General features: G+C 35.0%; 14 protein-coding genes and 4 pseudogenes. 8 read left to right on the top strand and 10 right to left on the bottom strand.

Annotated features, from left to right (window positions below; all coding sequences use genetic code 11):
• Positions 1-2: 2 nt before the first annotated feature.
• The 3 genes from lacB to F602_RS0106385 all read right to left on the bottom strand — a co-directional run bounded on the left by lacB (position 3) and on the right by F602_RS0106385 (position 2,022).
• Positions 3-518 (bottom strand): galactose-6-phosphate isomerase subunit LacB, encoded by a 516-nt coding sequence (lacB, locus tag F602_RS0106395; protein WP_018167135.1) that lies wholly within the window; start codon positions 516-518, stop codon positions 3-5.
• 36 nt (positions 519-554) lie between these two features.
• Positions 555-980, bottom strand: coding sequence for a galactose-6-phosphate isomerase subunit LacA (gene lacA / locus F602_RS0106390; protein WP_018167134.1), 426 nt, complete (start codon positions 978-980; stop codon positions 555-557).
• A gap of 286 nt (positions 981-1,266) precedes the next feature.
• On the bottom strand, positions 1,267-2,022 hold the full coding sequence (locus tag F602_RS0106385; protein ID WP_018167133.1) for a DeoR/GlpR family DNA-binding transcription regulator: 756 nt from the start codon (positions 2,020-2,022) through the stop codon (positions 1,267-1,269).
• A gap of 306 nt (positions 2,023-2,328) precedes the next feature.
• Here F602_RS0106385 and F602_RS0106380 point away from each other — a divergent pair, with 306 nt between their 5' ends.
• The 4 genes and pseudogenes from F602_RS0106380 (at position 2,329) to F602_RS0106360 (ending at position 4,565) form a co-directional block, all read left to right on the top strand.
• Entirely contained in the window at positions 2,329-2,697 is a 369-nt protein-coding gene (locus tag F602_RS0106380; RefSeq protein ID WP_018167132.1) for a hypothetical protein, read from the top strand.
• Positions 2,684-2,977, top strand: coding sequence for a DUF5960 family protein (locus F602_RS0106375; protein WP_018167131.1), 294 nt, complete (start codon positions 2,684-2,686; stop codon positions 2,975-2,977). The genes F602_RS0106380 and F602_RS0106375 overlap by 14 nt, the downstream gene beginning before the upstream one ends.
• A 267-nt stretch (positions 2,978-3,244) precedes the next feature.
• A pseudogene (locus tag F602_RS10765) lies at positions 3,245-3,397 on the top strand (aminomethyltransferase beta-barrel domain-containing protein); the annotation flags it as partial.
• A 79-nt stretch (positions 3,398-3,476) separates the two neighbouring features.
• Positions 3,477-4,565, top strand: coding sequence for a bifunctional transcriptional activator/DNA repair enzyme AdaA (locus tag F602_RS0106360; RefSeq protein ID WP_018167129.1), 1,089 nt, complete (start codon positions 3,477-3,479; stop codon positions 4,563-4,565).
• 199 nt (positions 4,566-4,764) lie between these two features.
• On the opposite strand, the gene F602_RS11105 is transcribed toward F602_RS0106360, so the two are convergent.
• Positions 4,765-4,989, bottom strand: a complete 225-nt coding sequence (locus F602_RS11105; protein WP_072353678.1) for a FanG protein — start codon at positions 4,987-4,989, stop codon at positions 4,765-4,767.
• Between the two features lie 28 nt (positions 4,990-5,017).
• Here F602_RS11105 and F602_RS0106355 point away from each other — a divergent pair, with 28 nt between their 5' ends.
• The 3 genes and pseudogenes from F602_RS0106355 to F602_RS10405 all read left to right on the top strand — a co-directional run.
• Positions 5,018-5,632, top strand: a complete 615-nt coding sequence (locus tag F602_RS0106355) for a CadD family cadmium resistance transporter (RefSeq protein ID WP_018167128.1) — start codon at positions 5,018-5,020, stop codon at positions 5,630-5,632.
• Positions 5,633-5,643: 11 nt separating this feature from the next.
• Positions 5,644-5,982 carry a Cd(II)/Zn(II)-sensing metalloregulatory transcriptional regulator CadX gene (gene cadX, locus F602_RS0106350; protein ID WP_018167127.1) on the top strand — a complete coding sequence of 113 codons (339 nt, stop codon included), beginning with the start codon at positions 5,644-5,646 and terminating at the stop codon, positions 5,980-5,982.
• Between the two features lie 43 nt (positions 5,983-6,025).
• Positions 6,026-6,493 (top strand): annotated as a pseudogene (locus F602_RS10405) (helix-turn-helix domain-containing protein); the annotation flags it as partial.
• A 416-nt stretch (positions 6,494-6,909) separates the two neighbouring features.
• On the opposite strand, the pseudogene F602_RS11100 reads toward F602_RS10405, so the two are convergent.
• The 4 genes and pseudogenes from F602_RS11100 to F602_RS0106325 all read right to left on the bottom strand — a co-directional run.
• A pseudogene (locus tag F602_RS11100) lies at positions 6,910-7,271 on the bottom strand (recombinase family protein); the annotation flags it as partial.
• Between the two features lie 92 nt (positions 7,272-7,363).
• Entirely contained in the window at positions 7,364-8,206 is an 843-nt protein-coding gene (locus F602_RS0106335; RefSeq protein WP_018167124.1) for a nucleotidyl transferase AbiEii/AbiGii toxin family protein, read from the bottom strand.
• Positions 8,203-8,796 carry a type IV toxin-antitoxin system AbiEi family antitoxin domain-containing protein gene (locus F602_RS0106330; RefSeq protein ID WP_018167123.1) on the bottom strand — a complete coding sequence of 198 codons (594 nt, stop codon included), beginning with the start codon at positions 8,794-8,796 and terminating at the stop codon, positions 8,203-8,205. Before F602_RS0106330 ends, F602_RS0106335 begins: the two co-directional genes overlap by 4 nt.
• A gap of 265 nt (positions 8,797-9,061) precedes the next feature.
• A complete protein-coding gene (locus F602_RS0106325) occupies positions 9,062-9,949 on the bottom strand; it encodes a hypothetical protein (RefSeq protein WP_018167122.1) in 888 nt (295 codons plus the stop codon).
• A 319-nt stretch (positions 9,950-10,268) separates the two neighbouring features.
• Here F602_RS0106325 and F602_RS11095 point away from each other — a divergent pair.
• Positions 10,269-10,466, top strand: a pseudogene (locus F602_RS11095) (nucleotidyl transferase AbiEii/AbiGii toxin family protein); the annotation flags it as partial.
• Between the two features lie 190 nt (positions 10,467-10,656).
• Here F602_RS11095 and F602_RS10905 read toward each other — a convergent pair.
• Together F602_RS10905 and F602_RS0106305 are read right to left on the bottom strand one after the other, a co-directional pair.
• Positions 10,657-11,085, bottom strand: coding sequence for an SWIM zinc finger family protein (locus F602_RS10905; protein ID WP_156801871.1), 429 nt, complete (start codon positions 11,083-11,085; stop codon positions 10,657-10,659).
• Between the two features lie 326 nt (positions 11,086-11,411).
• A complete protein-coding gene (locus tag F602_RS0106305) occupies positions 11,412-12,707 on the bottom strand; it encodes a hypothetical protein (RefSeq protein WP_018167119.1) in 1,296 nt (431 codons plus the stop codon).
• Positions 12,708-13,066 lie beyond the last annotated feature (359 nt).

Genomic DNA, 13,066 nt, shown 5'->3' with positions numbered 1-13,066 from the left:
TCTTAATCGTGGTATTCGCCGCGATCCCACTTTTCTAAAAATTCATCGAAGAAATGTGGATCTGCCTGACCTTGATTCAAACTTTCCACTTTGGAAATTTTGTCAATCAATACTTTATTCTCTTCAGTTGGTTTGTACTCGGCATGGATAAATGCTTCAATAATATCAGTCATCAACAATCCGCCAGTAATCTTACCACCAAAGCCAATAACATTCGCATTTAACTCTTCTTTTGCATAGATGGCTGAAGTCATATCTCGCACAAGAGCAGAGCGAATCCCAGGGACTTTGTTGACAGCATTGTTTATCCCGACACCAGTACCACAGATACAAATCCCCAAATCTGCTTCACCGCTGGCAACAGCCTCACCCACTTTTTTACCAAAGATGGGATAGTGTGTCCGAACGTTATCATATGTTCCATAGTCAAGAACTTCATAACCTTGCGTTTTCAAATAGTCAACAACTGCAATTTTTTCATTTGTTACAATATGGTCACAACCAATAGCAATTTTCATCTTTTTCTCCTTGAATCTTTTTATGCCTGCTTCTAATTAACACATTTTGTTCAACATATCCACACGGATTTGGTGACGACCGCCATCGTACTCGCCTTCAACAAACCCCTTAGCAATGTTTTTGGCAACTCCAGGACCAACAATCTCTGCCCCCATGGTAATCATACGAGAGTTATTGTGCCCACGGGTCATGTATGCAGAACGCTCATCTGAAACCTCGGCAGCAATCATACCCTTGATTTTAGTGGCTGTCATAAATGGGCCAACTCCGTATGCATCGATGACTATCCCTAGATTTACATCATTTGCTGTTACCTCTTTGGCAACTGCTAAAGTTGTATCTACAAAATCATACCCCTCAGTAGAAACATCCAACACATCATGTCCAAGCTCTACTAGGTAGGATGCAACAATTTCTTTTAATTCCAAGCCTGCTTTATCAGCACCAATGATAACTGTCATTTTGTTCTCCTGTTTAAAAATGTTTTTTTTGTTTTATAAGCTCATTATAAACACTAAAATCCTTTTTGTCAACTGTTTTTGTTTATTTTTTGTTTATTTTTTGTTTTTTTAAACAAAATAACGCTCAATCTGAGCGTTGTTCAATGAAATAAGATATTCTTTTGAGAAGATAATAGGCTATCTAGCAGGCTGCTATAGTCTCGCTCAAACTCTTCTGGCAGATACTAAGCATCATGATACAAATACGATAAAATTCAAGAACACTTCTTTCTGTGTCGACTATTCATTAATTTATTATTTCTGTCCATTTTGAAATCTGAGCAACTTTGTCCTCATCTTTTCTATCGGTGATAACGGCTGTCAATTGCGATAGCTGGCAAAAAACTGAGAAATCTTCCTTTCCGATCTTTGAACTATCCAGAAGTAAGTATTGTTCCACTGACCGACTAATCGCCAAACGCTGTGTATAGGCTTCTTCAACTGTCGAAGTCATCACATCATTTTCGCGGATGCCATTTGCACTGAAAAACATCTTGCTAAAATGCATTTTTTCTAAGCTGGTATTAGCCAATTCTCCCACAAATGATTCAGTCACCTGACGCATTTCCCCTCCCAAGAGAAAGACCTTAAAGGTTTCTGATTTTTTCTTGAGCAAGATATTAAAAACAGGCAAACAATTTGTAACGACGCTTAAACGCTGGTGGTTGATTTCTTCTGCAAGGCTCTCAACTGTTGTTCCAGGACCCAGAAAAATCGTATCTCCCTCTTCTATGATGTTGGCAGCTAATTGAGCAATATAGCGTTTTTCTTCTATATTAAGGGTGTGTTTTTCTTTATGCGAAATCTCTCGATACTGAAAGGCTGAATTACTTCTTGCACCACCATGAATCTTTTTCAACAAACCTTGCTCCTCTAGTTCAAGTAAATCTCTACGAACTGTCATATCTGTTACACCAAAAGATTCCATAATTTCCGAAATGCGGACCGTTCCCTTTTTATTCACCAATTTCGTTATTTCTTCTAGTCGTTGGAATTTATTCATTTTGTCCCTCCTCCCCTCATTATATCTCTTTTTTAAACATTTTTCAACATTTTTTGTTCGTTTTTCAAACAGCACCGCCGATTACACTCTTAAAGCTCGATGTCATCCTCATTCTTGACTGGAATGATTTCCCACTATACACGAAAAAGCCTTGAAAACAAGACTTTTAGTATTCTATTTTGCAAAGTTTAAGTCTTCTGCTTTAATAGTTGATAGATCCATACTAGTTCTAACCGAAGGTTCCAGAAATATTGAACGTAGTAAACTTATCGGCAGTCATTCCGTTGGTGGATTGGAAGGATTACAATGACTGACCGGTCATACTTGCCTTTTCAGTCAGCAAGAGAGTACCAAGATATTAAGATACAAAAATGGATGGGCTTTTTCCTATCTGAGCATACAAGTGCCCTATCTGAAGATATACACAAGATTACTTTCTTTAGTGACCTAACACTCGAACAAAAATTGCTTTTACTCAGTCAAGTCTATGCGAACCAATTAGTCACTCGCCTACAAGTTAGAGAAGACAAGAGGATAGGATATTTCACAGGCAAAATACCATCAATAACACGAGAGCATATCATTATTCGTACTGCAGAAGGGCATATCAACATCCGTTTGACTGATATCCTTAGTATTGAGCCTATAGAGGAGGTGCACCATGAATCAGCTTGAATTTCGTAGAAATGAATTACAAATGGACTACTTTAGCGAGAGCTATCAGAGATTTGAAGTTGACTTCTACCGATACTCAGCTTTAAACACACCTTTGACTTTCCTAACGGATGATATCATGAGAAGCATGGCTAAATCACAACAGCCATACTTCAAATTGAATAAGGAAAATGCGAGAGATAATCGGGACCACTACTTCTTATTCAATGTTGAAACCATTGATAACAACAAACTTATAAAGAAATTCACCTACTTAAAAACGGTCTATTATATAAAATAAAAAGGAAACAATAGGAATCTTCATTTTTAAAGATTCCCATTTTCTTTAACTGCAATATCTTTTTGAGTTAGGTTATTATCCTTTCTTAAGTCTTTCAACCACTGATACATTTAGTAGTCTCCTATATCTAGTATAGGTGGTTTTTGGCTCATTTCTTCCATATTGTCCAAATTGGACAGTATTATCATTGACTTCATCATCTTATCTAAAGTTTATTTTTATTTGAGTAGAGATACTAAAAAGAGCTAGGCACAGCCTGGCTCTTTCAAGGTTAAGAAAAGAATGGAGGTCATCTTTGACGAGCTCCAGCGGGCCATCACCCCAGGCCAGGCAGTTGTCTTCTACGATGGCGACGAGTGCCTGGACGGCGGCATGATTGACCTGGCTTATCGGGATGGCGAGGTTTGTCAGTATATTTAAAAAATACTTGTTCATTTTTCGATTGCAAATCCGCTTTCCTTGATTTATAATGGGTTGACAAATGAGGAGAGTGTTGAGAATGATTGATAATCTGGATTTGAAGAAACGCTATTACCAAGCCTTGGTGGAAAGAGATTCACAATTTGATGGTATTTTCTTTGTAGCAATTACGACAACAGGTGTTTTTTGTCATGCCACTTGCCGAGCTAGAAAACCTAAGTTTGAAAATTGTGTTTTCTATAAAAAAGCTGAAGAAGCTCTGCTTGCTGGGTACCGTCCTTGTAAAATTTGTCTGCCCTTATCTTATCCGAAGCAAATGCCTGAAGAGGTTGCGATATTGGTTAAGGCTGTCGAGAACCATCCAGAAAAACGCTGGAAGGAAGCGGATTTTCGGGCTTTGGGCATTCATTCTGCAACAGCTCGTCGTCAATTTAAAGCTTACTATGATATGACCTTTGTGCAATATGCACGTGCTAGGCGGATGGGGATAGCTTTCAAGGAAATTCGTGACGGAAAACGTAAAATTGACCAGCAAGTGGATTTAGGTTATGAATCGGCTAGCGGATTTCATGATGCCTTTACTAAAATTATGGGAAATCCGAGAAAGCAAGCTAATATTAAGCTGATTTCGGCAACCTTTATTGAAACGCCACTTGGTCGTTTGTTTGCACTGGCTGATGATAATTTTCTCTATCTCCTAGAATTTGATAACCGAAGGGGGCTTGAAAGAGAAATTGAACGACTGCGAATCACATTAAATGCTCGGTTGATTTACGGCACCAGTCCAGTATTTGAGCAGCTTAGAGCAGAACTAGATGCTTATTTTGCTGGGAAATCTGCTGATTTCAAAACTCCTTTATACCTTGGAGGAACGCCCTTCCAACGTTCGGTTTGGAACTTGCTACAACAAATACCATCAGGTCAGACTAAAACATACAAAGATTTAGCTATCTTATTAGGAGATCCGCATAAAGTTAGAGCGGTTGGTAATGCTAATGGTGCAAATCAGATTTCGATTTTAATTCCTTGTCATCGAGTCATTGCTAGTAACGGAGACTTAGGTGGCTATGGTGGAGGCGTAGAACGGAAGCAATTTTTACTGGATTTAGAAGCTAAAATTGCAGACCAGCTATCAAAGGAAGCAAAAACACTTAATACCAATGCTTAAGAGTAGTTTTGCAGTATATTTGGTTGACATATCAGACGACTATTTGATAAAATACCCTTAACAACACGATGAAAGTCAAAGCTCATGGTCTTTGTAGGTCTTTTTGCCCTGCAAGGATTTGGAGTTTTGGCTATTTTTGTGTTTTTATGAGGTTAAGTAAGGGTTTCAGTACACGTCAATAGACGTCAAAATATTGATTTTAAGCGATTTTTGAATTTTTAAAGTTCATTACATTGCAATATAAATCAATAAGAACTCTACCTTTTACTCTACCTTTTTTAGATGAATATATCATTTGGATATTGAAGTTAAGCCCTGCTATCATTTCGATGGCAGGGCTTTTTAATATTTGGTACACTAACTTCTTATCTATATTTTGGTGGAGCTGAAGTTGACATCTACAAAGTTTAATGTTAAAATACATTCAAAAATATATTTGAATGAGGTATTTTATGATTCAAAATGTTGTTACTTCAATAATCCTGTATTCTGGGACAGCCGTAGACTTACTTATTATCCTAATGTTATTTTTTGCCAAAAGAAAAAGCAGAAAAGACATCATTAACATCTATTTAGGACAATTTCTAGGCTCTGTTAGTCTAATATTGCTAAGTTTGCTTTTTGCATTTGTCTTAGATTATATTCCTAGTAAAGAGATTTTAGGTTTGCTCGGTTTGATTCCAATTTTCCTAGGCCTCAAAGTTTTGCTTTTAGGAGATTCTGATGGAGAAGCTATTGCCAAAGAAGGTTTGAGCAAAGATAATAAAAACCTGATTTTTCTAGTCGCTATGATTACTTTTGCAAGTTGTGGTGCTGACAATATTGGTGTCTTTGTCCCATATTTTACTACCTTAAATTTAGCAAATTTGATAGTGGCTTTACTTACCTTTCTAGTCATGATTTATCTCTTGGTTTTTTCTGCCCAAAAATTGGCACAAGTCCCTTCTGTTGGAGAAACTTTGGAAAAATATAGCAGATGGTTTATTGCCGTTGTTTATTTAGGATTGGGGATATATATCCTGATTGAAAACGACAGTTTTGACATGCTATGGACTGTGTTAGGCTAGGAGAAAATATTATGAAAAAAGATAGTATCTGCCAAGTGAATGTTATAAATCAACAAAATGTTACAACTGCAACGAACTACCTTGAAAAGGAAAAAGTCCAAAAATCACTTCGCATTTTATCAAAGTTTACCGATAATAAACAGATAAATATCATCTTTTATCTCCTTGCTGTTGAAGAACTCTGTGTCTGCGATATAGCCTGTTTACTAAATCTCAGTATGGCATCTGCCTCCCACCATCTTCGTAAACTTGCCAATCAAAACATCTTGGACACTAGAAGAGGGGGGAAAATTATATATTATTTTATAAAAGATGAGGAAATCAGAGATTTTTTTAATCAACTAGGATAAGAACTATTTTTACTACTTTTCCATGTTTATAGGGGGCTTATCTATGAAATTTTTTGATGAAAATTACTCACAAGAAATACCTACTCGTATCAAATGTTTAAGAAAAAAGTATAATTTAAAGCAAAGTGACCTAGGTAATGCAGGTCAAGTTAGCCAAGTTGAAAAGGGAAAGCGACCAATTACGAGTTCGATGTTAGTTTATTTAAATGCTCTAACCGCTTCGAGCTATACGTATATCGTTTTTGGAGAGTTAGATGAGTTTATTGAGAATCTGTTTCATTATTTTTTCAGTTCTATTTTATATAGAGATTTAGAGGCTGTAGATGAAAACCTATATTCTTTCATGAGTGATGATTTAATTTCAATCCAATCAAGTTGTCTAAGTATTGCCAAGACATTTGCAAATTTCAATATTCAAAGAAAAAGATTTATGATTTCTACTGAAACTGAAATGGATATTTTTCACAAGAAAGATGACATTGACATATGGGTTGGTGGAAAAAGTTATTCCCTCATACTCCTATACTCTTGTCCCCACCTTGTGTCTACGGAAATAAAATCCTCTAAAATCCCCCAGCACCTCAACTACCTCAACTGAGGTAGTCACTCTGATACTTCCCCACCATAAAGCAAAAAGCCTTGCAATCAAGGCTTTTCATTATCCCTTTCGTTCCAAGGTTTCTAGGCTTTTACGAGCAGAGCAACACACTCAGCGGTTCGCTGTTACCGCATCGTTTCGTCGTAAAACTCCTTATTCTACGACAGGCGCAGTGGTTACTAGCCTTCAAGCTTCATAGCCTCGCTTTCCTGGAGTAACTGTGCTTAGCATATCCCTAAGTTGCTAAAGCAAGGGCTATCCTATATTGCATGGGCGGAAGTAAATGCTATTCGTCGTCGCTTCACTCCTTGATTAGCAAACTTACCGCCTCAACATGTGTTATTTATTCCTTGGGAATACATTTTTTTATCCTCGTCACTGTTTTGAGGACACAATTTCTCTGATTCTAGTTTAGCATTTTTACGTTTACTTTTAAATTGTTTACCATTCTTATTTTGAGTTTCTCCTGTTTTGAAAATAATGGTTAACATTGCAGGATCAATTTCACCATCGCTATTAACACCATCAACAATATTTTCTAAACGATACTCTCAAAAACTGTACAATCAAACTCAGTAAGCATTTTCTGTGAAGACAGTAATTGTTTAAACTCAGTTAGTCTTTTCTTAACATCAATTTCTGACTTCAATGTTGTTTCAACATTTACTTTTTCTTCTGCAAGATATTCTTTAGATTACTTGCGATTTTCAAGTAGAATCACAATCTCCACATGTGATGATAACAGTCGCCCATCATCTGTAAAGTTCCTGTCAACATACAATACTAAGCCTCCAAATTTTTTAAAATAATTGCCACCACTTCCACCGACTCCTCAAAACTAATTTCACTGGCATATCTGAATGATTTTTGATAACGAGTCCAAAGCCGATTCTGGTAGTCAGAGCTACGGATTACCTCTAATTGATTTTCCCAATTTGTCAAAACAACTAAGCTTTCTCTTTTCTTTGCAGTATTGTGCACAGCACTTTTTAATACAGGCACATCAATCTCATCTTTTCGAAGGTGATACAATGTGTAGAGATCATAGCGGTCACGAGGTCTAGTTGAAGCAGCTCCTCGACGAATAATCGTTTCTAACTTTTCAGCAAGAACAGTTTCTAAATTATAAGTCCAAACTTCTAGCTTATTCTCTGAGAAAACGGATTGCAATTGATAAGAAATTTCTCGTGGCGTAATCTGGTCACCTGTTGTTATATCAATAATGACAACTTCACGCAAGGTGTCAAATCTCGCATTTAGTTTAAGGGAAAAACCACCATATTCGTCATCTTGTCGAATTGGCTCTAACTTATCAATTTCAAATTGGAACCCTTCAGAAGGTTGACTGACTATTTCTGTGAAGATAGTTTGAATATTTTCTTCGCTAAGAGGTTGACCTTTCAAGGTAACATCCAAATCCATAGTTGTCCGTTTATCCAAACCAATCATCTGTCCGATAAGAAATCCACCTTTCACAATGAAAGAATCTTTATACCTGCTCTCAGAGATGAGTTTTAAGACTTGCTCAATCAAATAGTTTTGCTGAACTTGCTGAGCAGGTATCCCTTTTTCTCTTGCAATATTCTTGATTTTGGCTTTGAAACTATTAGCATTTGAAAATTTCACGACAAGACCTCCACATAAGATTGCAGTTTTTCAGTTACTTTAAATAGTTGGGCATAGTGATACAACTTAGCGTAATCTACAGCTCCTTTTTTGAAGTAAGTTTGAAACGCGGGAGCAATGACTTGAATATCAACACGATAAGTTGTTCGTAAGCACTCGACCAAGGTTCGTTCCATATCATATACTGAGATAAACTGCCCAGCCTGCCGCTCCAGTTTTATAATACCAATTTCATGATAATTTCTAGCAACAATCGGTTTAACACCTGCTTCTTTCATCAGTGTCGTGTTTGTCCCAAAAGGAAAAGTCATCACAGGTTCAAATGGAACACTAAGTGAAAGACTATGTAACCAGAGCGCTGTTTCTAAGGAATAGATTCCTTTTGGAAAACGATATTGTAAACTAAAATAATCATCGATATAGGTATCAGGCAGATGATAGATACCTCTTTCAATTGATTCCAGTTTACCTTCTGCAACTAATTGATTTAGTTGCTGGTAAGAAAAGTTAAGCTCTTCCATATCACGGAAAGTTATGACTCCATGATTTTTCTTAATATAATGATAGACAGGTTTCTCTAACAAATCCACATCGCCACCTCCTAAACAATATGCTAACACTTTATCATAATGTTAGCATATTGTTTTGAAATAATCAATAATAAACGAAAATAATATGCTAACAAATCCAATTATTGTTAGCATATCCTTTTTTATTTCGTTGTATAAGCCAAACTCAAACTACTATTCTCTCCTGATAATTTACTGAATGGTTAGTTTGGAGTATTATTTTAATTGCTTAAAATGTAACATAAATTTTTGGTTTAACTATTTCTTGAAAATGCTTTTCAAAATTTTACTTGGTACAAAGCCTGTCAATAAAGACAAGTTTTATCAGATAATAAATTATTAATGATAGTGCCAGCAAGAATAAGTGAATTGATTGAACAGAAAGAAAATTATTTCGTTGCTGAATTGAAACCAGAGTATTCTCTGATAATTCAACTTTTATAGTCTCTTTTAATTGTACAAGTGAATTTTCAGTTAGTTGAAACTCTATTTCAGAAACTTTGTCACCATCTTTTGTAGTTAAATAATTATTCTGATTGAAATATTTTAAATAAGTTCCTTTGAATAGCGTAATATTTGACCCACTCTTTATTTCATATTCAGATGAACTATTTATTGGATCAAACAATTGATTTATTTCATGGTTCTTGCCACTTTGTGATGGTATAAAGTCATAAATAAATGATGTGTTTTGGGGAATAATTACTGAATACTCCTGTTTATTTACTTTAATAATTCCTTTTGCTTCTTCATTAAGAAAATTTTGACCTTTTAAAAGGGATCCTACAAGTAAAAAGATTATGAAGGGAATAATGACATTGGAGAATATCATATAAAAACACAAATTTTCTTTTTTATTTCTTCTCGTTAAGATTCTATTTATAAGTGTTGAAATACTTGCATTTAAATTGAAATAAATAATTGAAAAAACATAAATTAACAGAAGTATGATACTATCATCTGTTGTTAACATAAATTTGGTTGTTTTCGTGTTAATAAAGTAGATGAGGAAATATATAATTACAATCAATAAACTTGAAATACTGTACTTTACCATTCTTTTCTTAAATATGTCATGGTTTTCAGCATTATCAGTTAGTGATTTTATTGAGCTATCTACTAAAAAAGTCAATAGAGAAATAAAAATATAAACAATACCATCATTAAAATTCAACTATATTACCTCCTTAGAACATAAAAAAATAAAAATCTACCAATAAATCTTGCAAAACTTCAATTACGTTTTGTAGTTCAGAATGTTTAATTCAATAACTAAGTCTCAAGATGAATTAACTATTCTATTATACCATACAAAATACGCTCTCTCCCGAGTTCGTCACTTAAAAAAGTATAAAGAACAGCTAACCCCTTGTTTCTCAAAGGATTCCGCTGTTCTTTTCTCTTGTTTTTGTGTTGTGTATGGACGCTTCCCATACTTCTTGAGTGTTTCAAATTTGACAATCCCATTCGTCCAATCAATCCCCAAAAGCTTATTTAGCTCCTACATATCTGAACTCGAAGTTGATAAAATCATTGAACTACTAAAGAACTTCAAATCTGACCCTATTCAGAATCAACAATGGCAAAATTATGCGAAGAAATATAGTTATACACAGGGCATTCTTCTTTCAGATGTACTTGATGAAATGAACAGTCTCCTAATGACTCTCAAGTCTACAAACTCTGATTAGAACCAAACTGACAAACTTTTGGTTCCCTTTGATTACCGTGTCATGAAAAACAAAAAGGATATCCTAACATTCTTCTGTTTTGTTAGCATATCCTTTTTTATTTCGTCGTATCTAGTACAGAAACACCCAAAAAGCTGTTACCGAAACAGTTTTCTGTTTTCAGTTACAGCCTTTCTTCTTTTTCTGACAATCAAAAATAATAATCTTCATCGTCATAATACTTATCATCTGAATAGGCACTATCAAATTCTTTCATAAGAGCCTTTATTAATTCTTCTCTGATTTGGTCATCACTCAAGCTCCAGACATAAGCTGTGACTTCTTCAAGCTTTTTTTGTCGGAACGCAGAATAGTCGGCTTCCCATTCCCGATAGCGTTCTTCTTTTTCCTGCTCCTCCTCTTCCCACTCTGCAAGAACAGCCTCTGCCTGTTCAGGAAAATGGAAAAAGTATAAGGCGACCATATGCTTACAAATCACCTGTCTTCCTGCCGCAAATGGACATGTACAGACTGACTTTCTAGGATGGCTGATGTTGATGACGACATCGTATATTTTGTCCAGTGAACCACTAACTTGCCCCTTATAGAGGCCATTCCCACTCTCTTCTCCATTTAACACTGCTTTACCTTGATAATATTAAAAGAGGCGTTACTGGCCAAATGAACCAGCTTTAATTCATCCCAAATACTCATGCGACCTCCTCTTTTTATTCATTACTCTACATTTTTTTTGCTAACAGCCCGATGATTGTTGTATCATGCATCTATGGAATCCAAAAATCTAAGCGAACTTTCAAGCAACTTGCTAAAAAGCAAAAACACAAGCTGGACAATCTACTTGCGTTTTTCTAACAAACCAACAACTTCTGTATGTGATGTCAGTGTCTACCTAACTATCAAACGAAATGAGGTTGGTCAAATTTAGAATCATACTTTGGAACGAAACTATTTATCTTTATTTAGTGCTTTTAGAATCAATCTCTCCGTCCTTGAAGAATAAAGATATTTTCTCAATGAATCACTTGCTCTCTTAAACCTGTATAGCAACTCTAAGTTATCATAAATAGACCAAGATAATAGAGAAAATTCCTCTTTCCTCCTCTTATCAATTTGCTCTTGAGTAAAGTCATACGAATGAGTGCGGCGATTATTCAATTTAGAAGTCATCCCTTTTTTAGTATAGAAAGACTTTTCTATTTTCTCTTCTTCATCCAATGAATGAAAATCCCAAAAATAAAGATACCAGATATCAAATCGTTTAGCCGAGAATATTCGTGTAAATTTCATTAATCTATCACTAGATAATTCAGTAATAATTTCCCGTAACTTAGTCAAATCAGCTATCTCAACAAATCTAAATCTCTCAACCCCTCCGTGTATGTAATATTGTTTACTAGCTAACGATGTATAGTTTGAGACTTCCTTTTTCAAAAATGTCTCAACAATTGAGTCTTGACAATTAATTACGTAATCAAAGTTCTCAGATATTTCATAAATATGACGATCAAGCCAAATTAATAATTGTTCGTATAGTAGGACAACCTCTTCAAAATATTGGCTATTTTCTTTATCAATTATTTTTCGAACATCACGTTTTTGACTGTAGAAATAAAAGAAAAAAATCACTGGTACTATTGTTATTAGAGCTACTAGAGCAGGCAATCTTGAAAAGATCTCACCAATATTTACTTTTATTTGTAAAAAAACTCTTAAAAATTCTTGAAGCTTATGCAAATAATAGGCAACATCTCCTCTCAATACGCTCAATGAAAAACAAGCAAACAAAAATGCCAAGAACATAGGTGCACTTATTATTATTCTAAATATATTAAGTAATAGCTGAGTCAAGGAGAGTTTAGATAAGCCTATCCAGACTGAACTTTTTCCACCACTACCATAAGTTATCCAACCTACACGTAATAATTGACAGAGTCTTAGCAAATAATAATTCAATCTAATGGTGTAAAGTGCAAGACTCACCTTTTTCGTTCTTACCGCCAATCGTCCTAGTTTACTCAAATAATAGCTTATTCCGCTATATAACCCAAGAATTACTAAATCATATATCATTAATAAAAAGAGTATTTCTAACCAAAATATAAAAGTTAATACAAACAAATTTCCCTGAGAAACTTCCAAATTAGTAGAAACAACTGAATTTACTATAATTTCTCTCAAAAATAATAACAATACTAGCACTATAAGTAGCAAGATAAATTTAAATATTTTACTAAACTTCATACCTTCAACTCTCTCATAAATTTATTTTAATCTGTTAGTCTCTAGAATCTCTATAATTTCTGCCCAATAATCATACTCAGCATGAAAATATATCTCCTATTCATCCTACTATCATACCTACTCTTTCAACTTCAAATCTCACTCTGATACTTTCCTCTTATACGACAAAAAGCCCTGAAACCAAGTCTTTTCATTATCCCTTTCGTTCAAAGGTTTATAGTCTTTTACGAGCAGAGCAACACACTCAGCGGTTCGCTGTTACCGCATCACTGTGTTCTGCGACAGCTATCGCATGGGCAGAACATCTGCTTCTACTTCGCTGATAAATCAACTCGTACAAGCAGTGATACTGCCTCAAC

Origin of the sequence: Streptococcus minor DSM 17118 (genome assembly GCF_000377005.1) — a bacterium.
Taxonomy (GTDB): domain Bacteria; phylum Bacillota; class Bacilli; order Lactobacillales; family Streptococcaceae; genus Streptococcus; species Streptococcus minor.
This window is presented reverse-complemented; position numbering and strand designations above follow the sequence as displayed.

What these genes read in the sequence shown, in the direction of transcription:
- lacA (WP_018167134.1), bottom strand. Translation starts at nt 980, where the DNA reads ATGACAGTTATCATTGGTGCTGATAAAGCAGGCTTGGAATTAAAAGAA.
- F602_RS0106375 (WP_018167131.1), top strand. Translation starts at nt 2,684, where the DNA reads ATGAATCAGCTTGAATTTCGTAGAAATGAATTACAAATGGACTACTTT.
- F602_RS0106305 (WP_018167119.1), bottom strand. Translation starts at nt 12,707, where the DNA reads ATGAAGTTTAGTAAAATATTTAAATTTATCTTGCTACTTATAGTGCTA.
- F602_RS0106355 (WP_018167128.1), top strand. Translation starts at nt 5,018, where the DNA reads ATGATTCAAAATGTTGTTACTTCAATAATCCTGTATTCTGGGACAGCC.
- F602_RS11105 (WP_072353678.1), bottom strand. Translation starts at nt 4,989, where the DNA reads ATGTATTTTAACATTAAACTTTGTAGATGTCAACTTCAGCTCCACCAA.
- lacB (WP_018167135.1), bottom strand. Translation starts at nt 518, where the DNA reads ATGAAAATTGCTATTGGTTGTGACCATATTGTAACAAATGAAAAAATT.
- F602_RS0106360 (WP_018167129.1), top strand. Translation starts at nt 3,477, where the DNA reads ATGATTGATAATCTGGATTTGAAGAAACGCTATTACCAAGCCTTGGTG.
- F602_RS0106385 (WP_018167133.1), bottom strand. Translation starts at nt 2,022, where the DNA reads ATGAATAAATTCCAACGACTAGAAGAAATAACGAAATTGGTGAATAAA.
- F602_RS0106380 (WP_018167132.1), top strand. Translation starts at nt 2,329, where the DNA reads ATGACTGACCGGTCATACTTGCCTTTTCAGTCAGCAAGAGAGTACCAA.
- cadX (WP_018167127.1), top strand. Translation starts at nt 5,644, where the DNA reads ATGAAAAAAGATAGTATCTGCCAAGTGAATGTTATAAATCAACAAAAT.